This is a genomic window from Billgrantia lactosivorans (genome assembly GCF_003254665.1).
Lineage (GTDB): Bacteria > Pseudomonadota > Gammaproteobacteria > Pseudomonadales > Halomonadaceae > Halomonas > Halomonas lactosivorans.
In genome coordinates this window covers 281,424-303,364 of sequence record NZ_QHGY01000001.1, presented here as the reverse complement: position 1 = coordinate 303,364, position 21,941 = coordinate 281,424, and the positions used below count along the sequence as shown (strand labels likewise).

Below are 21,941 nucleotides of genomic sequence, written 5' to 3'. Positions count from 1 at the left end.
AGACGTTAATCTTCGAAAACTTCTATAACAAAGAGACGACACGCATGCGGATACTGATGCTCCTGCTGGCCGCGGTTACGCTGGCCGCCGGCCTCATGTTGGGCTCCCGCGGCGGCGCCGGATGGCAGGCGCTGCTCTCGGTGGGGCTGGCGTCCATCTCGGGTGCCGCGTTCGCGCTGAGTGGTCTTGCTGCGATCTACCGCGCCAGCGCCGACTCGCTGGCCAACGACCGCTTTCATGTCTGGCTGCCCGCGTCCCGGGATTACCTCTCGTTGCGGCGGATGGCCCATGGCCTGATCCGCCAGGCCAGCACCACGGCGATCGCTTCTGCCGAGGTGTCCCACCACGCCGATCGCATGGACCAGCGCCTGGAGCGCCAGGAACAGACCGTGCGCGAAGCCTCCTCGAGCATGGCGGCGATCACCTCGGCGATCGAGCAGGTCGCCGCCAGCGCGTCCAATGTGGCGACCCTGGCGAGTCGCTCCCGGGATGCCAGCCACGTCAGCCGGGAATCGCTGGGGCAGGTGATCGACGAGATGCAGGCCCTGGCCGAGCGCTCCGAAGAGGCGCTGGAACTGCTCAACATGCTGAGCCAGAAGGCCGACAGCGTGCGCCACGTGACCTCGTTGATCGAGGAGATCGCCGAGCAGACCAACCTGCTCTCGCTCAATGCCTCGATCGAGGCCGCTCGGGCCGGCGAACATGGCCGCGGCTTCGCCGTGGTGGCCGGGGAGGTACGCCAGCTCGCCGGACGGACCGCGGATGCCACGCGCAACGTCGAAGCCCTGGTCGGGGATATCGGCGACAGCAGCCATCGCGTGGTCGACACCATCGGCCACCTGATGCAGCGGGTCGGCGACCGCGCCAAGGAGATGAGCAAGGTCGGCGAGCAACTCACCGAGATGACCGGTCATTTCGACCAGGTGGAGGGCGAGATCCGCTCCATCGCCGAGGCCATGGAGGACACCAACCGGCACTCGCAGCGCGTCGCGGGCACCCTGGGCACGCTGGAGGAGGACGCCGAACAGGGCAACCGCGACATGCACGGCCTGGCGAGCCAGGCGCGCGCCCTGATGGCGGGTGCCGAAGCGGTCGACGCGGCGCTGGCCCAGCAGCGCCTGGAGGGGCGCCACCAGCAGGTCTTCGAGGCGGCTCGCCAGGCCGCCGCCAAGATCGGCGCACTGCTCGATTCTGCCATCAAGCGCGGCGAACTCGACGAGCAGACCCTCTTCCATGCCCAGTACACGCCGATTCCCGGCACCAATCCACAGCAGTACGAGACCGGCTTCGTCGGCTTCACCGACGACAATTTCCCGCCCATCCAGGAACCGCTTCTCGAGCGGCTGGGGGTGGCCTACGCCATCGGCATCGACCGTCGAGGCTACATCCCCACTCACAATGCCCAGAGCAGCCGGCCGCCCACCGGCGACTACGACCACGACCTCAGGTTCTGCCGCAACCGGCGGATCTACGAGGACACCACCGGTCAACGCTGCGGCACGCATGAGCAGACCCTGCTGCTGCAGACCTACAAGCGCGATACCGGAGAAGTGATGCACGACCTGTCGGTCCCCATCTACGTCGGCGGCAAGCACTGGGGCGGGTTCCGGGTCGGCTACAAGCCCGAGGCGGCGTGACGACCCGGCCCGCGGTGCCGCTCAGCGGTGCTCGGGGCGGGCGGCGGTGCCAGCCGGTGCCAGAGGGCGTATCCGGGCGTTCCAGGCCGACCAGGAGTAGAGTCCCAGGCTGGCCCAGATCAGCAGGAAGGTGGCCAGCTGCGTCGCCGACAACGGCTCGCGGAACACCAGCAGGGCGATGAAGAACTGGATGGTGGGATTGAGGTACATGAGGAAGCCCAGCGTCGCCAGGCGCAGCCGCCGGGCCGCCCCGGCGAAAGCCAGCAGCGGCAGGGCGGTGAGCACCCCGCTCGCTATCAGCAGCAGCGTGATGCCGGGCTCGGCCAGGAAGTGGGAGAGCCCGCTCGCCGTGAACCAGGCCAGGGCCAGCAGGCCCAGCGGCAGCAGCAGCAGGGTCTCCACGAAAAGGCCCGACAGCCCGTCCAGCGGTACCTGCTTGCGCAACAGGCCGTAGGTGCCGAAGCTCAGCGCCAGTGTCAGGCTGATCCAGGGCAGCTCTCCCAGCAGCACCAGCTGAATGGCGATGGCGGTGCCTGCCAGCAGCACCGCGATGCGCTGCAGCCCGGCCATGGCCTCGCGCAGCACCAGCATGCCCAGGGCCACGTTGACCAGCGGCGTGAGGAAGTAGCCCAGGCTGGCCTGGAACACCTGACGACTCTCGACGGCGTAGATGTAGAGCCCCCAGTTGGTGGCGATCAGCAGGGCACAGCCGAGCACGCGCCCGAGGCGCCTGGGTTCGCTGCATGCCTTGCGAATGGGCGCCCAGCGCTTGAGCAGGGTGATGAGAACGACCAGGAACAGGCACGACCAGATGATGCGGTGAATCAGCACCTCGAAGGCGGGCACGCCCTCGAACAGGGCGAAGAACAACGGAAAACAGCCCCACATGACATAGGCGGCCAGGCCGAAACCGACGCCACGCACGGCTTCACGATCATTCGAGGACTGCAGGGACATGCCGGATACTCTGCTGGGGGGAAAGCTGTAATTTAGCAGCCTATTGAACCGGGCTCCATGCGGCCGAGGCCGGGGCCCTCGAAGCGTGCACGCGGGCTGACGTCGATCGCCGCCTGGGGTAGGCTGAAACGATGGACGAACAACTGCAAGGGACTCCCCCATGAGCGATCTGCGTACGACCCTGGTGCAGTGCGACCTGCGCTGGGAAGACCCCGAGGCCAACTGCCGCATGCTCGAAGAGCAGCTTGGCGATCTGGACGGCGACGCCACCGACCTCATCGTGCTGCCGGAAATGTTCGCCACCGGCTTCACCATGAACTCGCGCGAGATGGCAGAACCGATGGAGCAGAGCCGTGCCGTCGCCTGGTTGAGCGGCCAGGCCCGCGAGCGCAACTGCGTGGTCACGGGCAGCGTGGCGGTCGTCGAGGACGGCCGCTACTACAACCGCCTCGTCTGGGCGCGGCCCGACGGCAGCCGCGTCTGCTACGACAAGCGTCACCTGTTCCGCATGGCCGGCGAGCATGAGCGCTACTCCATGGGCCACGATCGGGTGATCGTCACGCTGAAGGGCTTCCGTATCCTGCTCAGCGTCTGCTACGACCTGCGTTTCCCGGTATGGCTGCGCCAGAGCCCCGGGCCCGGCGAGCACTTCGAGTACGATGCGCTGCTGTGCGTGGCCAACTGGCCGGCACCGCGGCGACACCCCTGGCGCATCCTGCTGCAGGCTCGCGCGATCGAGAACCTGTGCCCGGTCATCGGCGTCAATCGTGTGGGCGAGGATGCCAACGGCATGCATTATGCCGGCGATTCCATGCTGGTGGACTTCAAGGGCGAGGCGATCATCGACGAGCCCCGCGACACCGCCTTCATCAAGAGCGCGACGCTGTCACGTGCCGACCTCGAGGCCTTCCGCGAGAAGTTTCCTGCCTGGCGGGATGCCGACCACTTTTCACTGGCCGATGGGGTGGGGTTCTGATGCGCCTGGATCGCTTCCTGGCGGAAACCACGGACCTGACCCGCAGCCTGGCCAAGAAGGCGCTGCATCGCGGTGAGGTCCGCGTCAACGGGGCCGTGGTGAAGCAGTCCGCCACCCGGGTCGGCGCCGCTGACCGGGTGGAGTGGGACGGCCAGCCGCTGGCCCTGGTCGGGTTGCGCTACGTGATGCTCCACAAACCCGCCGACGTGGAGTGCAGCGCGCGCCGAGGACTCTATCCACGCGTTGTGGACCTCATCGACCTGCCCAAGGCCGAGCGCCTGCAGCCGGTGGGGCGGCTCGACGTCGATACCACCGGTCTGGTGCTGCTGACCGACGATGGCCAGTGGTCGCATCGCGTCAGCTCGCCGCGTCGACGCTGCGCCAAGATCTATCGCGCCACCCTGGCAGAGCCCCTCGCGGGCGCCACCCTGGCCGACGCCGTGCGGCGCTTCGCCGAGGGCATGCTGCTGGAGGGGGAAGAGAAGCCGACCCTGCCGGCCACCCTCGTCATGCGCAGCAGCCACGAGGCCGAGCTGACGCTGTACGAGGGGCGCTATCACCAGGTCAAGCGCATGTTTGCCGCCATCGGCAATCACGTCACGGCGCTGCATCGGGAGTCGGTGGGGCCACTGTCGCTGGGTACCCTGGCGCCGGGGGAGTGGCGGGAACTGAGTGCCGTAGAGGTCGCCGAATTCGCCTGATTCACGTGGATGGCGCATAGGTTTCGCTACGGTCGCGGCCGCAATGCTTGGCCCGATAGAGCGCCAGGTCGGCCAGGCGAATCAGTGCGTACGGATCGTCGGCATGCGCCGGATAGCTGGCGATGCCGCAGGAGAGGCTGACGCAGCCGAGCGCCTCGCCACCATGCAGGAAGGACTGCTGGCGCATCGACGCCAGCAGACGCTCGACGGCTTCGCTGGCTTGCCGTGCCGAGGCGCCGGGCATCACCACCACGAACTCCTCGCCACCCAGGCGGCAGACCACGTCGGCCTCGCGGAAGTGATCGCCGATCAGCCTTGCCGTGGCCACCAGCACCGCATCGCCGGCCTCATGTCCGAACAGGTCGTTGAACTGCTTGAAGTGGTCGATATCGAGCATCACCAGCGTGAGCGGCGTACCACGCCGGGCGATGGCCGCCTCGTGTGCGAATATCTCGTCGAAGTGACGGCGGTTCTTCAACCCGGTCAAGGGGTCCTGATAGGAGAAGGCGCGCAACTGCTCGACCAGATGCTGCAGGTCGCGGGTGCGATCGGCAACCTGCTGCTCGAGGCGCTGGTTCAGCTCGAGTAGTTCCCGCTGGGTGTGGGCGTAGTGGCGCAGCGAGATCGCCACGATGGCCAGGCTGAAACCCAGTGCTCCCAGGCTGACCGGAACGCGCCGCCACGGCAGCAGGCCATGGGCAACCGCCATGTCGACCAGCAGCAGCAGGGCGAACAGGCCGTAGGCGGCGATGATCAGCCGCTGCTCGCCGTTGAGCTGCCTCAGGTGGCCGGCAACGAGGGCGAACAGTACCGGCAGTGTGACGGCCAGCAGGACATCGTAGGGCGGGAAGGTGCTGGAGAGGTTGACGACGCCGATCAGGGCGAGGCCCAGGGCCAGCACGAGGTAGCCCAGGTGGAACTGCCACAGGCGGCGAATCCAGCGCGCGCGCCGATCCGAGAACCATGGCTGCAGCAGCAGGCCGATGCCCACCGGCAGCGCGTAGTAACCGGCCGCCGCGAGATAGTCCCACAGCAGGGGTGCCGCCAGTAGCAGCTGGCTGGCCTGGGTTTCGGCCAGGATCATCACCCCCGAGGCGAGCGAGAAGAACCCGATACCGGCAAAGGTCTGGCGACGCTGGTGGAGCAGGGCGAAGCCGCCGGCGAGCAGGGCGAGCAGCAGGCAGAAGGCGCTCACCACCAGGTCGGCCGCCGAGCGGTTCAGAATCATGGCGAACAGCTGGGGACGGTCCATCAGGCGGACCTCGCCCCACAGGCCGATATCGGTGTAGTTGGAATAGACCCGGAACGCCAGCTGGCGTCCGGCGAAATCCTCGGGCAGGCTGATCACGTGCCAGGGCCAGCCGACGAAGGGGCCTTCGCCGCGGGCGTCGAAGCTGCCGTGCTGGTAGATCAGCTCGCCATCCAGGAACGCCTGTGCAATCAGGTCGATGCTGTAGACATAGAGCACCGGGTCACGCCACTCGCCGTCGGGCAGGGTGATGCGGAACCAGGCATGCCGGTTGCCTTCTCGGCCGGGCGGGTTGGAGGGGAATTCGATAGCCTGCCACGCCGATTCGTCGATCGTGTCGTCCAGCCAGGCGAGGGTGCCGTCGGCAAGCCGAGGTGAATCCCCCCAGCGGTACTCCCAGCCCTTGTCCAGATCCATGGGTGAGGCCGTCGCCACGGCAGGAGACACGAGCAGCAACAGCAGCGCAAAGCGCCGCAATGAAAGGACAAGGCAGCGCATGAAGGCGTTCCTGTGATCCTGACGGGCACGAAGTCCCCAGTATAAGACATGCCGGGCCAAGAGGCGCGTTCGGCATACTTAGCCACGATACGGCTTTTATACCGTTATCTTCCAGGTCGCCCAACCTATACCACAATCACCATGTCAACAGCTCAGGCCTGCGGCACGAGCCCTGCCGCTTTTACCAGGGCACGGGTGTAGTCGCTGCTGGGGTCGGCCAGCAGCGAAAGGCATTCGCCCTGTTCCACCAGTTCCCCGTCCTTCAGCACCAGTACGCGGTGTGCCATGGCGCGGACGACGGCAAGATCGTGGCTGATGAAGAGGAAACTCAGGCCACGGCGGGCCTGCAGGTCACGCAGCAGTTCGACCAGCTGCTTCTGGACGGTGCGATCCAGCGCCGACGTGGGCTCGTCGAGCACCACCAGCGCGGGCTCCAGGATCAGGGCTCGGGCCACGGCGATTCGCTGGCGCTGGCCGCCGGAGAATTCATGCGGATAGCGCGCCGCACAGTCGGCAGGCAGGCCGACCTCCTGGATGGCGCCCCGAACGCGCCTGTCCACCTCGTCGTCGCCAAGCTCGGGATAGTGGAAGCGCAGCCCCTCGCTGATGATGGCGGAGACGGGCATACGCGGCGACAACGAGCCATAGGGATCCTGGAAGACGACCTGGATGCGGCGCCGGCGCTTGCGCAGGGCATTGCCGGTGAGGCGGTCGAGCCGTTCGCCGTCGAGCTCGATCTGGCCGCGGCTCTCCACCAGCCTCAGCAGCGCCATGGCCAGGGTGGTCTTGCCGGAGCCGGATTCGCCGACGATTCCCAAGGTCTCGCCCGGCGCCAGGTGCAGGTCGATCGGCTTTACCGCCTCGAAAGCGGGAGGGCGCCGGGCGAACAGCCGCTTGGGGCGCTGGAAGCTCACCGCGATGCCGCGCGCCTCGAGCAGTAGCTGCGACGAACCGACAGGCGCCGGCCGGCCGGCGGGCTCGGCGTCGAGCAGCGTCCGCGTGTAGGCGCTGCGTGGTGCGGCAAAGACGTCGCCGACGCGGCCCGTCTCCTGTTCGTGTCCGTCATATAGCACGCAGATACGATCGGCATGGCGCCGCACCAGGTTGAGGTCGTGGGTGATGAAGAGCATGCCCATGCCATGCCGGTCGCGCAGCTCGGCGAGCAGGGCGAGGATCTCCTGCTGCACGGTGACGTCGAGCGCCGTGGTGGGCTCGTCGGCGATCAGCAGTTCCGGGTCGTTGGCGATGGCCATGGCGATCATCACCCGCTGGCGCTGACCGCCCGAGAGCTGGTGCGGCCAGGCGTCGAGCAGTTCCTCCGCGCGGGGCAGCTTGACCTGTTCGAGCAGGTGCCGAGTTCGCTCCCGGGCCGCGCGCCCCGACAGCCCTTGATGCAGGCGCAGCGTCTCGCCGATCTGCTTGCCCACGGTGTGCAGCGGGTTGAGCGAGGTCATCGGCTCCTGGAACACGAAGCCGACGCGACCGCCCCGCAGTGCCTGCCAGTCGCGCGGCTTCAGCGTGGCGAGGTCGGTGTCCCCGAGCCAGCGGCCGCCGGTAACGCGGGCGTTGTCGGGCAACAGGTTCATGGCGCCGAGCGCCGAGACGGACTTGCCCGAGCCCGACTCGCCGACCAGGGCCAGGGTTTCGCCGCGGCGGACCTCCAGGGTCAGGTCGTTGAGGACCGGCTTGCCGTCGAAGGCGACCGACAGCTTGTCGAGTCGCAGCAGGGGCTGGGGGCGAGTATCAGGCATTGGGCTGAGTCCTGGTCAGCGGCGTGGCGCTGGCGGCGTGCTGGATGTGTCGCGGGTCGAATGCGTCGCGCAATCCTTCGCCGATGAAGACCAGCAGCGAAAGCATCAGCGACAGGCTGACGAAGGCGGTGATGCCGAGCCAGGGCGCATGCAGGTTGTTCTTGCCCTGGGCCACCAGCTCGCCCAGCGACGGCGAGCCCGGCGGCAGGCCGAAGCCGAGGAAATCGAGCGCCGTCAGGGTGGTGATGGCGCCGGTGAAGAGGAACGGGATGAAGGTCAGGGTGGCCACCATGGCATTGGGCAGCACGTGGCGCCACATGATCAGCCGCGACGGCAGCCCCATGGCCTTGGCGGCGCGCACGTATTCGAGGTTGCGCGCGCGCAGGAACTCGGCGCGCACCACGTCCACCAGGCCGAGCCAGGAGAACAGCAGCATGATACCTAGCAGCCACCAGAAGCCGGGCTGGACGAAGCTGGCCAGGATGATCAGCAGGAACAGTACCGGCAAGCCCGACCAGATCTCGGTCAGGCGCTGACCGATCAGGTCGGTCTTGCCGCCGAAGTAACCCTGGATGCCGCCGATGATCACCCCCATCACCAGCGAGCCCGCGGTCAACACCAGGGCGAAGGCCACCGACAGGCGAAAACCGTAGATCACGCGCGCCAGGACGTCGCGGCCCTGGTCGTCCGTTCCCAGCCAGTGGCGTGGATCGGGCGGCGAGGGCGACGGCCGCATCATCTGCATGTCCAGGGTCTGGTAGGAGAACGGGATCAGCGGCCAGATGGCCATGGCACGCTCCTCGAGCCGCTCGCGGATGAAGGGGTCGTGGTAGTCGGTGCGCGTGGGCAGGAAGCCGCCGAACTCGGTCTCGGGGTAATCCACCAGCAGCGGCACGTACCACTGGCCGTCGTAGCGCATCACGAGGGGCTTGTCGTTGGCGATCAGTTCGGCACCCAGGCTCACCGCGAACAGGACAAGAAAGATCCACAGCGAGACCCGGGCGCGACGGTTGCGGCGGAAGACCTCGATACGACGCCGCGCGATGGGGGAGAGCTTGGAGGAGAACGCAAATGCCATCGGCTCAGGACTCCCGTGTCTCGAAATCGATGCGCGGATCCACCCACACGTAGGTGAGGTCGGAAACCAGCTTGAGGATCAGCCCGATCAGGGTGTAGAGGAACAGTGTGCCGAAGATTACCGGGTAGTCGCGCTGCATCACCGCCTCGAAGCCGAGCAGCCCCAGCCCCTCCAGCGAGAAGATCACCTCGATCAGCAGCGAGCCGGTGAAGAAGATCGTCACCAGGGCGCCGGGCAGGCCGGCGATGATGATCAGCATGGCGTTGCGGAACACGTGACCATAGAGCGTGCGGCGGTCGCTGGCCCCCTTGGCACGGGCGGTGAGCACGTACTGCTTGTGGATCTCGTCGAGGAAGCTGTTCTTGGTCAGCATGGTCAGGGTGGCGAAACTGCCGATGGTCATGGCGGTGACCGGCAGGGTGATGTGCCAGAAGTAATCCTTGACCTTGCCCCAGGCACTCAGCTCGTCGAAGTCGGGCGAAGTCAATCCGCGCAACGGGAAGAGATCCCAGTAGCTGCCGCCGGCGAACAGCACGATCAACAGGATGGCGAACAGGAACCCGGGGATGGCATAGCCGACGATCACCAGCCCCGAGGTCCAGACGTCGAAGCGCGAGCCGTGGTGAAGCGCCTTGCGGATGCCCAGGGGGATCGAGATCAGGTAGACCAGCAGGGTGGTCCAGAGCCCCAGCGAGATCGAGACCGGCAGCCGTTCGATCATCAGCTCGACGACCGGTCGGTCGCGGAAGAAGCTGTTGCCGAAGTCGAAGGTGGCGTAGTCGCCCAGCATGCCCAGGAAGCGCTCGTGGGCGGGCTTGTCGAAGCCGAACTGCTGCTCGAGCTGCTCGATGAAGCGCGGATCGATGCCGCGGGCTCCGCGCGATTCGTCGCGCACCACCACGTCACCGCCGCCGGCGTCCAGGCGTGTGCTGACCATGCTGTCGACGCCCTCGAAGCGGGCCAGCATCTGGTCGATCGGACCGCCCGGCGCGGCCTGGACGATGATGAAGTTGAGCAGCATGATCCCCACCAGGGTGGGCACCATCAGCAGCAGTCGGCGCAGGATGTAGCGGCTCACGTCACGGCTTCCTCATGGGCGGCGGCCTAGCGGCGGCGCAGGCGCTGGTTGATCTCGGCTTCACGTTCGGCATCGACCCACCAGGCGGCGAGATCGAGCCCGTACTCCGGGAAGGGTTCGGGATAGCCGAACTTGTCCCAGACGGCAATCCGGGTCTCGCCGGAGTGGTACTGCGGGATGGTGATGAATTCCCAGCGCAGCACCCGGTCCAGCGCGCGCGCGACGGTATTCAGCTCCTCGCGGCTGTCGGCCCGGATCAGTCGCTCCACCAGGCTGTCCACGGCGGGATTCTCCAGCCCCATCAAGTTGCGGCTCTGCGGGCTGTCGGCGAACTCGCTGGTCCAGTATTCGCGCTGCTCGTTGCCCGGATTGTTGGACTGGGGGAACTGGCCGACGATGAGGTCGAAGTCGAAGCTGCGCAGCCGATTGAGGTACTGGTTGATGTCGACGATGCGCAGGCTGCCGCGAATCCCGAGGCGCGACATGTTGCGCAGCATCGGCTGGACCACCCGCTCCATGCCGCTGTCGAAGAGCATCACCTCCACCGTGAGCGGACGGCCGCTCTCGGCGTCGACCAGGGTATCGTCGCGGACCTCGTAGCCGGCCTCGAGCAGCAGGTCGTAGGCAAGGCGCAGCCGCTCGCGCAGGTCGTCGGGATGGTCGATGGGCAGCGCCTCCTCGAAGACCCGCGCCGGCAGAGCGTCGCGGAAGGGTTCGAGCAGCTCGAGCTCCGCATCGCTGGGCTTGCCCTCGGCGGCCATGTCCGAGTTCTGGAAATAGCTCTCGGTGCGCCGGTAGGTGTCGTAGAAGATGTTGGCGTTGAGCCAGGGAAAGTCGAAGGTGAGGTTGAGGGCTTCCCGCACCCTGGGATCCTGGAACTTGTCGCGCCGCAGGTTGAACACGAAGGCCTGCATCCGCGACGGCTGGCCGTCAGGCACGGTAATGCGCTTGACCAGCCCTTCGCGATAGGCGGGGAAGTCGTAGCCGATGGCCCAGGTCGCGGCCCGCGCGTCGATCCGGTAGTCCATGACGCCGGCCTTGAACGCCTCCCAGGCGATGTCGCGGTCGCGATAGTAGTCGTAGATCAGGCGATCGATGTTGTGCCGGCCCACGTTGACCGGCAGGTCGCGGCCCCAGTAGTCATCGACGCGCTCGTAGACGATGCGACGCCCCGGATCCACCTCGGCGATGCGGTAGGGGCCCGAGCCGGGGTGCCGGGCCAGGGTCGGGCTGGAAAAATCGCGCGGCTCCCAGTAATGCTTCGGCAGGATCGGCAGCTGGCCGACGATGAGCGGCAGCTCACGGGAGTGGTTGGCGCCGAACTCGAAGCGCACGGTATGACGGTCGAGCGCCTCGACGCTCTTCACGTCGGCGTAGTAGCCACGGTAGAACGGATTGCCCTCGTCGCGCAGCAGGTGAAAGCTGTAGACCACGTCCTCGGCCGTCACCGGCTCGCCGTCGTGGAAACGTGCCTCGGGATGCAGGTCGAACTCGATCCAGTAGCGCTCCGGGTCCAGACGAATGCCCTCGGCCAGCAGGCCGTAGGCACTGAACGGTTCGTCGGGGTTCTCCACCATCAGGGTATCGTAGATCTCGCTGATGCCGATTGCCGGCGTACCGCGAATGATGAAGGGATTGGTCGAATCGAAGCTGCTGCCGACCGCCGCCTGGGTCATGCTGCCGCCCTTGGGGGCGTCGGGGTCGACGTAGGGAAAGTGGCTGAAGTCGGCGGGCAGGGCCGGCTCGTCGTAGAGCGCCAGGCCATGCACGGTGGGCACCTCGTCGGCGTCGGCGGCGTGCGACGACGCTCCCCAGCCAAGCCCCAGGCAACAGACGAGAGTGATAGGCAGGACGAACCGCATCAAAGACATCCTTGGTGGAGGCTGGCCCGGCAGCCCGGGCGATACCGCCATAAGGTGTCAGGCCATCCGTCGCTTGTAAACCTCGATATTCGGCGGACGGTGGCCGGCGCTTTCAACGTGCCGCAAGGCTGCGATGGGGAATCTCGAGCTGCTGGCCGCTGTGGATGACATCGCCGTTCAGACCGTTATGCCGGCGCAGTTCGGCCACGCTGATGCCGTGGCGGCCGGCGATGGCCGAGAGGCTGTCGCCATGCTGGACGAGGTACTGCTCGCCTTCCTGCGGGGTCGACGGGGCCGGGGCACTGAGCTCCGCCAGTATCGCCTCTTCCTGCTCGATGGGAACCAGCACCACGTCGACCGCGGCGGGGGAGGCGCTGCCATTGGTCAGCCCCGGGTTGAGCGCCGTGAGCTCCGCCTGGTCCACGCCGGCGAGGTTGGCCAGCTGGGAGAGGTTGATCGGCGCGTCGACCGGCACCTTGGCGAAAGCCGGGGTGTCGTCGATTTCGGGCAGGGCGACGCCGTGGGCATCGGGGTCGTCGATGATGGCGGCGATGGCATTGAGCTTGGGCAGGTAGTTCATCGTCTCGGCGGGCAGCTGCAGATCCCAGTAGTCACCGGCCGAACCGCCTGACGCTGCGGCCTGGCGCGCCCGGTTGACGGTACCGGCGCCGGCGTTGTAGGCCGCCAGCGAGAGTTCGATATCGCCGTCGTACCACTGGTCGGCCTGTAGCTCGATGTAGTCCAGCGCCGCCTGGGTCGAGGCGATGACGTCGAGACGCGCGTCGTAGCCATTGTGACGATGCAGGCCCAGGGCATCAGCGGTACCGGGCATGAACTGCCACAGGCCGGCCGCGCCTCGATGGCTGCGGGCGAGGGGATCGTAGGAGCTCTCCACGAAGGGGATCAGGCCAACCTCGCCGGGCAGTCCACGCAGCTCGACCTGCTCGTTGATCCAGGCCATCCACGGCCGGGCGCGCTCGATGATCTCGACGATGTTGTCCGGGTTGGCGCGGTAGTGGTCGATCCACTGCTGGACCCGGGCGTCGTGGCGGCGCTCGTGCCATTGCATGTTGTCGCGCAGCCGTTCCCAGGCATCCCCGGGGAGGTGGTCCAGATTCAGGTCGTCCCAGAAATGATGGGACGGCTGGGCCGGTTCGGCCCCGGGATGGGGACTTGCCAGAAGCTTCGGACTGGTTGTCGACAGCGCACCGATCATGGCGATGCCTCCGGCAAGGGCCAAGGTCCACTGCCGCGTCGTTCGATAGGTCATGCGTTCTCCTTCTGGGCGGGTGGCGTCCACTCCGCCCATGGGATGCGTCTGATGCTCAGAATGTGTCTTTCCAGGCCCGCAGGGTGGTAAAGGTGGCCTGGTCGGTATCGGTATTGCCGTGCGATGACGCCGTGGCGCGAACATCCGGGTCGTCGCAGCGCAGGAACGGGTTGATGCGCTTCTCCCGGGCCAGGCGGCTCGGCAGGGTGGGGCGGTCGAGATCGCGGGCGCGTCGGGCCTCGTCGATGGCCTCGACGACATCCCGGTTGTGAGGGTCGGCCGCCTGAGCGAAGCGGAGATTGGCCTGGGTGTACTCGTGGGCAGCGAACACCAGGGTGTCGTCCGGCAGCGCGGCGAGAGCCTGCAGCGAACGGTGCATCTGCTCGGGCGTGCCTTCGAACAGGCGGCCGCAGCCCGCCGAGAACAGGGTGTCGCCACAGAACAGCAATGGCGGTATGCCGGCAGTGAAGAAGGCGATATGGTCCAGCGTGTGCCCCGGCACCTCGTGAACGTCGAAGCGGCGCCCCATGACCCGGCAGGTGTCGCCCTGGCCGACGCGCTCCGTCAGGCCCTGGATACCCGGATTGTCGGGGCCGATCACCTGGGGGGAATAGCGTTCGATGAGTTCCGGCAGGCCAGCCACGTGATCGGGGTGATGGTGGGTGACGAGGATGGAGCGAAGAGTGAGACCTTCCTGCTCGAGCACGCGGATCACCGGCTCGGCGTCCCCAGGGTCCACGACACAGGCTTCAGGGCTCGTATCCTGCCGCAGGAGCCAGATATAGTTGTCGCTTAAAGCGGGAATCGGTGTCACGCTCAGCATAGGCGGTCATCCTTCGTCGCGTCGTCAACCGAATGGTGGCGGTCGTAAGTCCGTCTCGCGCGCCCGGCGGTACGGCCGAACGCGGTGGTGGGCACCCGCTCGACCGAGGGCCGTGCTCGGCAAAAAGGCCGAAATAGCCTGCAAAACCGGTGATCATGGAGGTATTGGTCAGCAATGTCAAACCCGCATGAAGCGCTCGCCTTGGCACGGCTGTACCGGGAAGGGCGTCGCTACTGGTCCAGCGAAGACGGTCAGGCGCACTGGCGGGCCGAGCGGGCCTGCCTGGGACCCATCTGCGAAAACCTGCACGGGGGCCACAGCCTGGAGCTCGGCATGGGGCCGTCGCTGACCGACATGTCCCCCATACGCCATAACATTCGCTGGGCGCCGACGGCCGAGCTGTCCGAGAAGGCCTCGGCCCTGGTGTGCCCCCTCGATGCCCTCGCGCTGCCCGATGAATGTCTTCACCTGGTCATCGTCCACCACCTGCTGGAGGTGGTCGACGAGCCCCATCGCCTGCTCCAGGAGGCCGCCCGGGTCACCGCGGACGACGGTTGCCTGGTCGTGCTCGGCTGGATGCCGCTGGGCTTGGGCGGTCTCGCCCGCCTGACCCCCGGGCGTCGCAGCCGGCTGCCGTGGCGCGGGCACTGGCGCACGCCGGCCAAGCTGGGCGATTGGCTTGCGTTTGTCGACTTCCGCGTCGAGCGGGTAGACTACTGCGGCTTCCACCTGCCCGGCAGTCCGCCGACCAACGCCGCTCTGGAGACGCTGGGGCGGCGCCACAACGTGCCGCTGGGTGACAGCTACATCATTCACGCCCGCCGCCGCAGCCGACTCGCCCAGAGCCAGCGCCCCAGGTTGAGGCTGCAGGGGACCCTGGGCGGTGGTGCGCTGGGGCATGCCACGCGTGTCGGCGGTGCCGTCCCGGAACCGAGCAGAAGGACAACCGAAGTTGAGTGACAGCAGCCCCGACAAGCCGCTACCCAGAGTCATCATCCACACCGACGGCGCCTGTCGCGGCAATCCCGGCCCGGGTGGCTGGGGGGCCGTGTTGAGCAGCGGCCGACACGAGAAGACCCTGAACGGCTTCGAGGCCTGCACCACCAACAACCGCATGGAGCTGATGGCGGCGATCATGGCGCTGCGCACGCTCAAGCAGGCCTGCGAGGTCGAGCTGTGGACCGATTCCGAGTACCTTCGCCGCGGCATCACCGAGTGGATCCACGGCTGGATGAAGCGCAACTGGAAGACGGCCAGCAGGCCGCCGGTCAAGAACGCCGAGCTGTGGCGTGAGCTGCTGGAGGAAACCCACCGACACCGTATCCATTGGCACTGGGTCAAGGGCCACAGTGGCCATCCCGGCAACGAGCGAGCCGATGCGCTGGCCAATGCCGCCATCGATGCCCACTGGCGCCGCGAGAGCTCGCCAACCACCACCCAACCAGAGTCGTAACCATGCGTCAGATCGTACTCGATACCGAAACCACCGGCATCGACCCCCGCGAGGGCCATCGCCTGATCGAGATCGGCGCCGTGGAGCTCGTCAACCGACGCCTGACCGGCAACAGCTATCACCAGTACATCAATCCGCAGCGCGAGGTCGAGGCTGAGGCCATCGGGGTGCACGGCATCACCAACGAATTCCTCGTCGACAAGCCGGTCTTCGCCGAGGTCGCCGATGCCTTCTGGGAGTTCATCCGCGGCGCGGAACTGGTGATTCACAACGCCGCCTTCGACGTCGGCTTCATCGACCACGAATTCAAGCTGCTGCTGGCAGCGCGCGGCGAGCCGCGCCTGGGGCCGGTGGCGGAACACTGCCGCATCCTCGATACCCTGCAGCTGGCTCGCGAGCGACACCCGGGGCAGCGCAACAATCTCGACGCCCTGTGCAAGCGCTACGAGATCGACAACGGCCATCGCGTGCTGCACGGCGCCCTGCTCGATGCCGAGATCCTGGCCGATGTCTACCTGGCCATGACCGGTGGCCAGACGGCGCTGTCGCTCGACGCCGAGGAGCGCAGCGACAGTCAGGCCATGGCCAGCGGTCTGTCGATCCGGCGCATGGCGCTTCCCGCCGGCAGCCTCCGCGTGCTGCACCCTGGCGACGCGGAGCTCGCCGCCCACCGGGCCAAGCTCGAGCAGATTCGTCGGGTGGCGGGAAGCTGCCAGTGGGATGCGCTGATGTCGCAACCGCAAGGGAGCGGCGATGCTGCGCCGTGAGCTGCCGCTGGCCGCCAGCGGCGGCAGGCTCATTCGGGTGGCGGCGGGGCGCATTGCTCCCGGGCCGGATGGCACTCCCCTCCAGCAGGCGCAACCGTGGGACGAGTCGGTACAGCCGCTGGCCTACTGGCACGACGAGCCGATCGCCCTGTCGGTGGAGGAGCATCCCGGGGAGCACTGGCCCGACGGCCGTGACTGGCTGGCGCGCCTCCCCGGGTCATGGTTTCCCTTGATCGCCACTGCGCTGCAGGTGTCCGCCTGGCTGCGCGACCATCGCTACTGTGGCCGCTGCGGGGCACATGCTGCCCGGCTCGACGCCGAGTTCGCCATGCATTGCCGGCAGTGCGGGCATCGCAACTACCCGCGCATCTCGCCGTGCATCATCACCCTGGTCACCCACGGCGACGCCATGCTGCTGGCACGTAGCCCGCGTTTCCCGCCGGGGCGCTACTCCACGCTGGCCGGGTTCATCGAACCGGGAGAGTCGGCCGAAGAGGCGGTGCATCGGGAAGTCTACGAAGAGGTGGGTCTCAGCATCGGGCGGATACGCTACTACCGCAGCCAGGCCTGGCCGTTCCCTCATGCACTGATGCTGGGCTTCTTTGCCGAGGCGGCCAGCCGTCGCATTCGCATCGACGGCATCGAGATCGCCGATGCGGCCTGGTTCCATCCCAAGCGGCTGCCGCAGCTGCCGCCCCCCTATTCCATTTCCCGGGCGCTGATCGAGACCCACCTTGCCGAGGTTGCCGACGGCCTCGCGCCGTCGCGCTGAGAACACCAACGGGCCGCCCGCAGGCGGCCCGTCGCGGCCTTCAGCGATTCGGGAACAGGCTGGTCAGCTTGGTCGCCAGCATCACGTTGCCGGTGGCCTTGAGCTTGCCGGTCATGAACGCCGTCATGCCGTTGACCTCGCCGGTCATGATGCCCTTCAGCGTCTCGCTGCTCATCGAGAGCGATACGGAGGGGTCGTCGTGCTCGCCTTCCTCGATCGACAGAGTGCCGTCCTTGACCACCAGGTAGTGGCTGCCGTTGTCGCTGAAATGGAACTGGAAGACATCGTCCATGCCCTGGGCTGCCTGGGGGTCGAAGCGCTCTTGCAATTTGTCTAATGTCGAGGTGGACATGGAAATCCTTCCTGTGGTGGATGTACGAGTGGGAGCGTAGGCCCATCTGGCAGAGGTTATTTCAAACGATTGTTTCAATCAAGCCCGTTGTCAGGGGCGGCCCCGGGGGTCACGATTGGACGATCAACACGGAAACGGAGTGGCGACGTGAACGAATGGCTGATGGACATGGGGCGCTTCGTCCTGCAGATGTCGATCCTGACCCTGCTGGTCGTGGTGGCGGTCGTGGTGATCGCCCGCATCAAGAACGAGGCGGGCGAGCGCATGCGCCTGAAAGTCGAGGAGCTGAACGATCGCCTCGAGTACCGCCGCCGCCGCCTGGCCCTGGCCGCCACCGAGCCGAGCGCGCGCAAGCGCCTGGCCAAGGCCTTCCGACGCACTGACAAGAGCCGCTCACGCGCTGCCCGCAGGCAGGCCGGCGAGTCTCGCGGCACGGTATGGGTCCTGGATTTTCACGGCGACCTCAGGGCGACGGCGGCGGGGCGGTTCGCCGAGGAGATCTCGGCCGTCACGTCGGCGGCGAGTGAAGGCGACGAGGTCGTGATCCGCCTGGAGTCGGCGGGGGGCCTGGTGCATGCCTACGGGCTGGCGGCCGCGCAGGTCGACCGGCTACGCGAGGCGGGGCTCAAGACGACGGTATGCGTGGACAAGGTGGCGGCCAGCGGCGGCTACCTCATGGCATGTGCCGCAAACCACCTGCGTGCCGCCCCGTTCGCCGTGCTCGGCTCGATCGGCGTCGTGGCCCAGCTGCCCAACGTGCATCGCCTGCTCAAGCGCCATGATGTCGATGTGGAGCTGCTCACGGCGGGCGAGTACAAGCGCACCCTGACCGTGTTCGGCGAGAACACCGAGGAGGGACGGGAGAAGTTCCAGTCGGACCTCGAGCACATACACGAGCTGTTCAAGGGCCACGTGGCGAAGCGGCGCCCGGCGCTGGACATCGAGGCGGTGGCGACGGGGGAGGTGTGGTATGGACAGGACGCCCTGGAGAAAGGCCTGGTGGACGCGCTGGGTACCAGCGAGGCCTACCTGGTGACGCGGATGGAGGAGGCGCGGGTCGTCAGCGTGCGCCTGGAGGCGCGGCAGCCGATGGGCAAGCGGCTCGGCATAGCCGTCCGAGAGGGCGTGGAGGGGGGTGTCGAGCGGCTGCTGGAGCGACTCGATGCCAGCCGCTGGGAGAAGCGTTGAGCCGTCCTCGCTAGGCTGGTCACGCCTCCTGCAGCCTGACCAGCGCTCCGATCATCTCGCGTGCCTGCTTGCCCTGCAACGAGTAGTAGATCGTCTGCGATGCCCGGCGCGTTGACACCAGGCCTTCACGCCTGAGGATCGCCAGGTGCTGGGACAGCGCGGACTGGCTCAAGGCCAGCCGCTGGTTGAGTTCGGTGACGGACAGCTCGGAGCCATCCAGCAGGCACAGGATCCGCAGCCGGTTGTCGTTCGCCAGGGCCTTCAGGAGCGCGGTGGCCTGGTCGATGGCCGGGTTGCCGGCCTGGAGAAGGCGGGATGCAGCGCTGTGCGAGGTGCTCATGATGATCTCCCCGTGTTGCTGCCCGGGCCAGGTGCTGGCTCGGGCAGGCGGCTTCGGGCGGCTACCTCGTCCCACGACAGAGAGCGCAAACCAACTGCCGCAGACGATGCGATCCGGCAGTGCCCAAGTTTGGTCATTGGCATTGCTGATTTAGTCATCATTGATAGTGACTCCGCGACTGTCAAACGGAGAATCAACTTTTCATCACGATACCCGCCACCTTTCATCCCGATGTTGTCGACAATTTGGCGCTCTCCAAAAGCATTCGTCGAGGATATCGGCTGAATTAGCCGATGGTATGAAGGAAAACTTGGTAGAAACCTCTAAAGTGTCAACAATCCAAGTTCTCTGCGATGCCGGACCACACCGACATGACAACCTACAAAACCGAATTCCAACGCTCCATCGAGCAGCCGGAAACCTTCTGGGCCGACCAGGCAAAACGCATCCCCTGGTTCACGCCGCCCGCCACCATGCTTGAATACGACGAACAGGGTCACGCCCGCTGGTACACCGACGGGGAGACGAACATCTGTCACGCCGCCCTGGATCACCATGTGGCCCAGGGGCGCGGCGATCAGCCGGCCCTGTACTGGGATTCGCCGGTCACCGGCGGCAAGCGCACCCTGACCTACCGCCAGATGCGCGACGAGGTGGCGCTGTTCGCCGGCGCCTTGAAGGGCCTCGGGGTCGAGAAGGGCGATCGCGTGGTGATCTACATGCCGATGGTGCCGGAGGCGCTGGTGGCGATGTACGCCTGCGCACGCCTGGGAGCGGTGCACTCCGTGGTGTTCGGCGGTTTCGCTCCGCATGAACTTGCCGTGCGCATCGACGACGCCCGGCCGAAGGTGGTGGTGGCGGCTTCCTGCGGCATCGAGATCGACCGGGTGATCCCGTACCAGCCGAACATCGCGGCAGCCATCGAGCAGAGCGAACACAAGCCCGATGCCTGCATCTACCTGCAGCGCGACCAGCAGCGCGCCGAACTGGGCCCGCACGATCACGACTGGGCGGCACTGATGCAAGGCGCCACCGCGGCCGAGTGCGTGCCGGTCAAGGGCAGCGATCCGCTCTATGTGCTCTACACCTCTGGCACCACCGGCAAGCCCAAGGGCGTCGTACGCGACACGGCCGGCTACGCGGTGGCGCTGCACTATTCGATGGAGACCATCTACGACGTGGCGCCGGGCGACGTGTTCTTCTCCGCCTCCGACGTCGGCTGGGTGGTAGGCCACTCCTACATCGTCTATGCACCGCTGCTGCGCGGCTGTACCACGGTGGTCTACGAGGGCAAGCCGGTGAGGACCCCCGACGCCGGCGCCTTCTGGCGGCTGATCAGCCAGTATCGGGTCAAGAGCTTCTTCACCGCGCCCACGGCGTTTCGCGCGATCAAGAAGGAGGACCCCGACGGTACCCTGCTGCAGCAGTACGACATCAGCTGCCTGAAAGCGCTCTACCTGGCCGGCGAGCGCCTCGATCCGCCGACCTTCCACTGGCTCGACGACCTGCTCGAGGTACCGGTAATCGACCATTGGTGGCAGACCGAAACCGGCTGGCCGATCGCCGCCAACCTGCAGGGGCTGGAGCCGATGCCGACCAAGGCCGGCAGTGCCACCGTGCCGGTACCCGGCTTCAACGTGCAGGTGCTGAACCGCGACGGTGAGCCGGCGGCAGCGATGGAGCAGGGCAGCGTGGTGATCAAGCAGCCCATGCCGCCCGGCTGCCTGGTGGGGGTCTGGGGCGACCCGCAGCGCTTCCACAGCGCCTACATGGCGGCGTTCCCGGGCTATTACCTGACCGGCGACGGCGGCTACTTCGACGAGGACGGCTACCTGTTCATCATGGGCCGCACCGACGACGTCATCAACGTGGCCGGGCACCGCCTCTCGACCGGGGAGATGGAAGAGGTCGTCGGCGCACACAGGGCCGTGGCGGAGTGTGCCGTGATCGGCATCCACGATGCACTCAAGGGGCAGATTCCGGTCGGCCTGGTGATCCCCAAGGACGGCTTCGATGGCGACGAGGTCGCACTGGAAAACGAACTGATCGCCCTGGTGCGCGACAAGATCGGCCCGGTCGCCTGCTTCAAGCAGGTACTGGTGGTGAACCGCCTGCCCAAGACCCGCTCCGGCAAGATCCTGCGCAAGCTGCTGCGCAACATCGCCGATGGCAAGGAGTACGGCGTGCCCTCGACCATCGACGACCCGGCCAGCCTGCAGGACGTCCACGACGCCATGAAGCAGCGCGACGTCGGCTCTGCCCACGAGGCCCGCCAGGTCTGAGCCGCGCCGTCCCACGAACCCGGGCGCGCCGCCCATCGGACGGCGCGCCTTTCGATGACGATGGTTCGTCTTGGCCAGCGCCTCTGACACCACGTATAATTCCCGCCTCATTGCGGCATCCGGCCCCTTCGGGTGTCGGCGAGGGTTCCCTCACCCCTCGTCAATCGCATGGCCTCGCCGAGGCCGCAAAAAGGAATCGTCCATGTTCGTATTGTCGGAAGCGCAGCGACGCCGCTGCCTGCTGTTGCTGGTGTCGTTTCACATCCTGGTGATCGCCGCCAGCAACTATCTCGTTCAGCTGCCCTTCACCCTGTTCGGGTTCCATACCACCTGGGGGGCATTCAGCTTTCCCTTCATCTTCCTCGCCACCGACCTCACGGTGAGGCTGTTCGGCAAGGAGCCGGCCAGAGCCATCATCCTGCGGGTCATGTTCCCGGCCCTGGTCATCTCCTATGTCGTCTCGGTCGTCTTCCCGCGCGGGAGCTTCGTCGGCCTCGAAGCGCTGGGAGAAGGGAACCTGTTCGTCGCCCGCATCGCGCTGGCGAGCTTCATGGCCTATGTGCTGGGCCAACTGCTCGATGTCCAGGTCTTCGACCGCCTGCGTGCCCTGCGGGCCTGGTGGATCGCCCCGGCGGTTTCCACCGTGCTGGGCAACCTGGCCGATACGGCAGCATTCTTCGCCGCGGCGTTCCATCGCAGCCCCGATCCCTTCATGGCATCGAACTGGGTCGAGATCGCCACGGTGGACTACGTGATCAAGCTTGCCATCAGCCTGCTGTTCTTTCTGCCCTTGTACGGCGTGCTGCTGGCCTGGCTGAGCCGCAGGCTGGTGGAGTTCACCGGGCAGCAGGATCTGGCGCCGCAACGCTCCTGAGTGCCGGGTAAACGGATCTTCAAGCCAACCACG

The 21,941-nt window shown here is 66.8% G+C and carries 20 protein-coding genes; 10 read left to right on the top strand and 10 right to left on the bottom strand.

Features of this window, described 5'->3' with window-relative positions; genetic code table 11:
- Positions 1-44: 44 nt before the first annotated feature.
- Complete coding sequence (locus DIS04_RS01290; protein WP_245904449.1) at positions 45-1,637, top strand: methyl-accepting chemotaxis protein; 1,593 nt, start codon at positions 45-47, stop codon at positions 1,635-1,637.
- 21 nt (positions 1,638-1,658) lie between these two features.
- On the opposite strand, the gene rarD is transcribed toward DIS04_RS01290, so the two are convergent.
- A complete protein-coding gene (gene rarD, locus DIS04_RS01285; protein WP_111411913.1) occupies positions 1,659-2,594 on the bottom strand; it encodes an EamA family transporter RarD in 936 nt (311 codons plus the stop codon).
- Between the two features lie 160 nt (positions 2,595-2,754).
- Between rarD and DIS04_RS01280 the strand changes: the two genes are divergently transcribed.
- Both DIS04_RS01280 and DIS04_RS01275 read left to right on the top strand, forming a co-directional pair.
- Positions 2,755-3,570 (top strand): amidohydrolase, encoded by an 816-nt coding sequence (locus DIS04_RS01280; RefSeq protein ID WP_111411912.1) that lies wholly within the window; start codon positions 2,755-2,757, stop codon positions 3,568-3,570.
- Positions 3,570-4,271 carry a pseudouridine synthase gene (locus DIS04_RS01275; protein ID WP_111411911.1) on the top strand — a complete coding sequence of 234 codons (702 nt, stop codon included), beginning with the start codon at positions 3,570-3,572 and terminating at the stop codon, positions 4,269-4,271. The genes DIS04_RS01280 and DIS04_RS01275 overlap by 1 nt, the downstream gene beginning before the upstream one ends.
- Before the next feature lies 1 nt (position 4,272).
- On the opposite strand, the gene DIS04_RS01270 is transcribed toward DIS04_RS01275, so the two are convergent.
- From DIS04_RS01270 to gloB, 7 genes are all read right to left on the bottom strand, one after another.
- Positions 4,273-5,937 (bottom strand): sensor domain-containing diguanylate cyclase, encoded by a 1,665-nt coding sequence (locus DIS04_RS01270; RefSeq protein ID WP_245904448.1) that lies wholly within the window; start codon positions 5,935-5,937, stop codon positions 4,273-4,275.
- Positions 5,938-6,170: 233 nt separating this feature from the next.
- Positions 6,171-7,769, bottom strand: a complete 1,599-nt coding sequence (locus DIS04_RS01265; RefSeq protein WP_111411909.1) for an ABC transporter ATP-binding protein — start codon at positions 7,767-7,769, stop codon at positions 6,171-6,173.
- The gene (locus DIS04_RS01260; RefSeq protein ID WP_111411908.1) at positions 7,762-8,847 is read right to left on the bottom strand and encodes an ABC transporter permease; all 1,086 of its coding nucleotides are present in this window, start codon (positions 8,845-8,847) and stop codon (positions 7,762-7,764) included. Before DIS04_RS01260 ends, DIS04_RS01265 begins: the two co-directional genes overlap by 8 nt.
- Positions 8,848-8,851: 4 nt before the next feature.
- Positions 8,852-9,925: a microcin C ABC transporter permease YejB gene (locus DIS04_RS01255; protein WP_111411907.1), complete on the bottom strand. Its 1,074-nt coding sequence runs from the start codon at positions 9,923-9,925 to the stop codon at positions 8,852-8,854.
- Positions 9,926-9,951: 26 nt separating this feature from the next.
- On the bottom strand, positions 9,952-11,787 hold the full coding sequence (locus tag DIS04_RS01250; protein WP_111411906.1) for an extracellular solute-binding protein: 1,836 nt from the start codon (positions 11,785-11,787) through the stop codon (positions 9,952-9,954).
- A 112-nt stretch (positions 11,788-11,899) separates the two neighbouring features.
- Positions 11,900-13,057: a transglycosylase SLT domain-containing protein gene (locus DIS04_RS01245; protein WP_111411905.1), complete on the bottom strand. Its 1,158-nt coding sequence runs from the start codon at positions 13,055-13,057 to the stop codon at positions 11,900-11,902.
- Positions 13,058-13,112: 55 nt separating this feature from the next.
- Positions 13,113-13,880: a hydroxyacylglutathione hydrolase gene (gene gloB / locus DIS04_RS01240; protein ID WP_111411904.1), complete on the bottom strand. Its 768-nt coding sequence runs from the start codon at positions 13,878-13,880 to the stop codon at positions 13,113-13,115.
- Positions 13,881-14,054: 174 nt separating this feature from the next.
- Between gloB and DIS04_RS01235 the strand changes: the two genes are divergently transcribed.
- Genes DIS04_RS01235 through nudC form a run of 4 tightly spaced genes read left to right on the top strand, consistent with a single transcriptional unit; the run spans position 14,055 to position 16,872 of the window.
- Positions 14,055-14,840 (top strand): class I SAM-dependent methyltransferase, encoded by a 786-nt coding sequence (locus DIS04_RS01235; RefSeq protein ID WP_111411903.1) that lies wholly within the window; start codon positions 14,055-14,057, stop codon positions 14,838-14,840.
- Positions 14,833-15,333 (top strand): ribonuclease HI, encoded by a 501-nt coding sequence (gene rnhA / locus DIS04_RS01230; protein ID WP_245904447.1) that lies wholly within the window; start codon positions 14,833-14,835, stop codon positions 15,331-15,333. The genes DIS04_RS01235 and rnhA overlap by 8 nt, the downstream gene beginning before the upstream one ends.
- 2 nt (positions 15,334-15,335) lie before the next feature.
- Positions 15,336-16,100 carry a DNA polymerase III subunit epsilon gene (dnaQ, locus tag DIS04_RS01225; RefSeq protein WP_111411901.1) on the top strand — a complete coding sequence of 255 codons (765 nt, stop codon included), beginning with the start codon at positions 15,336-15,338 and terminating at the stop codon, positions 16,098-16,100.
- Complete coding sequence (gene nudC, locus DIS04_RS01220; RefSeq protein WP_111411900.1) at positions 16,087-16,872, top strand: NAD(+) diphosphatase; 786 nt, start codon at positions 16,087-16,089, stop codon at positions 16,870-16,872. Before dnaQ ends, nudC begins: the two co-directional genes overlap by 14 nt.
- 40 nt (positions 16,873-16,912) lie before the next feature.
- On the opposite strand, the gene DIS04_RS01215 is transcribed toward nudC, so the two are convergent.
- On the bottom strand, positions 16,913-17,224 hold the full coding sequence (locus DIS04_RS01215) for an SCP2 sterol-binding domain-containing protein (protein WP_111411899.1): 312 nt from the start codon (positions 17,222-17,224) through the stop codon (positions 16,913-16,915).
- Positions 17,225-17,371: 147 nt separating this feature from the next.
- On the opposite strand from DIS04_RS01215, the gene sohB reads away from it, so the two are divergent.
- Positions 17,372-18,412, top strand: a complete 1,041-nt coding sequence (gene sohB, locus DIS04_RS01210) for a protease SohB (RefSeq protein ID WP_111411898.1) — start codon at positions 17,372-17,374, stop codon at positions 18,410-18,412.
- 19 nt (positions 18,413-18,431) lie between these two features.
- Here the strand turns inward: sohB and DIS04_RS01205 are convergent, their stop codons facing one another.
- A complete protein-coding gene (locus tag DIS04_RS01205; RefSeq protein WP_111411897.1) occupies positions 18,432-18,752 on the bottom strand; it encodes an ArsR/SmtB family transcription factor in 321 nt (106 codons plus the stop codon).
- Positions 18,753-19,123: 371 nt separating this feature from the next.
- On the opposite strand from DIS04_RS01205, the gene DIS04_RS01200 reads away from it, so the two are divergent.
- Both DIS04_RS01200 and DIS04_RS01195 read left to right on the top strand, forming a co-directional pair.
- On the top strand, positions 19,124-21,034 hold the full coding sequence (locus DIS04_RS01200) for a propionyl-CoA synthetase (protein ID WP_111412732.1): 1,911 nt from the start codon (positions 19,124-19,126) through the stop codon (positions 21,032-21,034).
- Positions 21,035-21,236: 202 nt separating this feature from the next.
- On the top strand, positions 21,237-21,908 hold the full coding sequence (locus DIS04_RS01195) for a 7-cyano-7-deazaguanine/7-aminomethyl-7-deazaguanine transporter (protein WP_111411896.1): 672 nt from the start codon (positions 21,237-21,239) through the stop codon (positions 21,906-21,908).
- Positions 21,909-21,941: the final 33 nt, after the last annotated feature.

Coding starts and splice junctions, on each gene's coding strand:
- DIS04_RS01290 (WP_245904449.1), top strand. CDS start 45: ATGCGGATACTGATGCTCCTGCTGGCCGCGGTTACGCTGGCCGCCGGC.
- rarD (WP_111411913.1), bottom strand. CDS start 2,594: ATGTCCCTGCAGTCCTCGAATGATCGTGAAGCCGTGCGTGGCGTCGGT.
- DIS04_RS01280 (WP_111411912.1), top strand. CDS start 2,755: ATGAGCGATCTGCGTACGACCCTGGTGCAGTGCGACCTGCGCTGGGAA.
- DIS04_RS01275 (WP_111411911.1), top strand. CDS start 3,570: ATGCGCCTGGATCGCTTCCTGGCGGAAACCACGGACCTGACCCGCAGC.
- DIS04_RS01270 (WP_245904448.1), bottom strand. CDS start 5,937: ATGGATCTGGACAAGGGCTGGGAGTACCGCTGGGGGGATTCACCTCGG.
- DIS04_RS01265 (WP_111411909.1), bottom strand. CDS start 7,769: ATGCCTGATACTCGCCCCCAGCCCCTGCTGCGACTCGACAAGCTGTCG.
- DIS04_RS01260 (WP_111411908.1), bottom strand. CDS start 8,847: ATGGCATTTGCGTTCTCCTCCAAGCTCTCCCCCATCGCGCGGCGTCGT.
- DIS04_RS01250 (WP_111411906.1), bottom strand. CDS start 11,787: ATGCGGTTCGTCCTGCCTATCACTCTCGTCTGTTGCCTGGGGCTTGGC.
- DIS04_RS01245 (WP_111411905.1), bottom strand. CDS start 13,057: ATGACCTATCGAACGACGCGGCAGTGGACCTTGGCCCTTGCCGGAGGC.
- gloB (WP_111411904.1), bottom strand. CDS start 13,880: ATGCTGAGCGTGACACCGATTCCCGCTTTAAGCGACAACTATATCTGG.
- DIS04_RS01235 (WP_111411903.1), top strand. CDS start 14,055: ATGTCAAACCCGCATGAAGCGCTCGCCTTGGCACGGCTGTACCGGGAA.
- dnaQ (WP_111411901.1), top strand. CDS start 15,336: ATGCGTCAGATCGTACTCGATACCGAAACCACCGGCATCGACCCCCGC.
- nudC (WP_111411900.1), top strand. CDS start 16,087: ATGCTGCGCCGTGAGCTGCCGCTGGCCGCCAGCGGCGGCAGGCTCATT.
- DIS04_RS01215 (WP_111411899.1), bottom strand. CDS start 17,224: ATGTCCACCTCGACATTAGACAAATTGCAAGAGCGCTTCGACCCCCAG.
- DIS04_RS01205 (WP_111411897.1), bottom strand. CDS start 18,752: ATGAGCACCTCGCACAGCGCTGCATCCCGCCTTCTCCAGGCCGGCAAC.
- DIS04_RS01200 (WP_111412732.1), top strand. CDS start 19,124: ATGACAACCTACAAAACCGAATTCCAACGCTCCATCGAGCAGCCGGAA.
- DIS04_RS01195 (WP_111411896.1), top strand. CDS start 21,237: ATGTTCGTATTGTCGGAAGCGCAGCGACGCCGCTGCCTGCTGTTGCTG.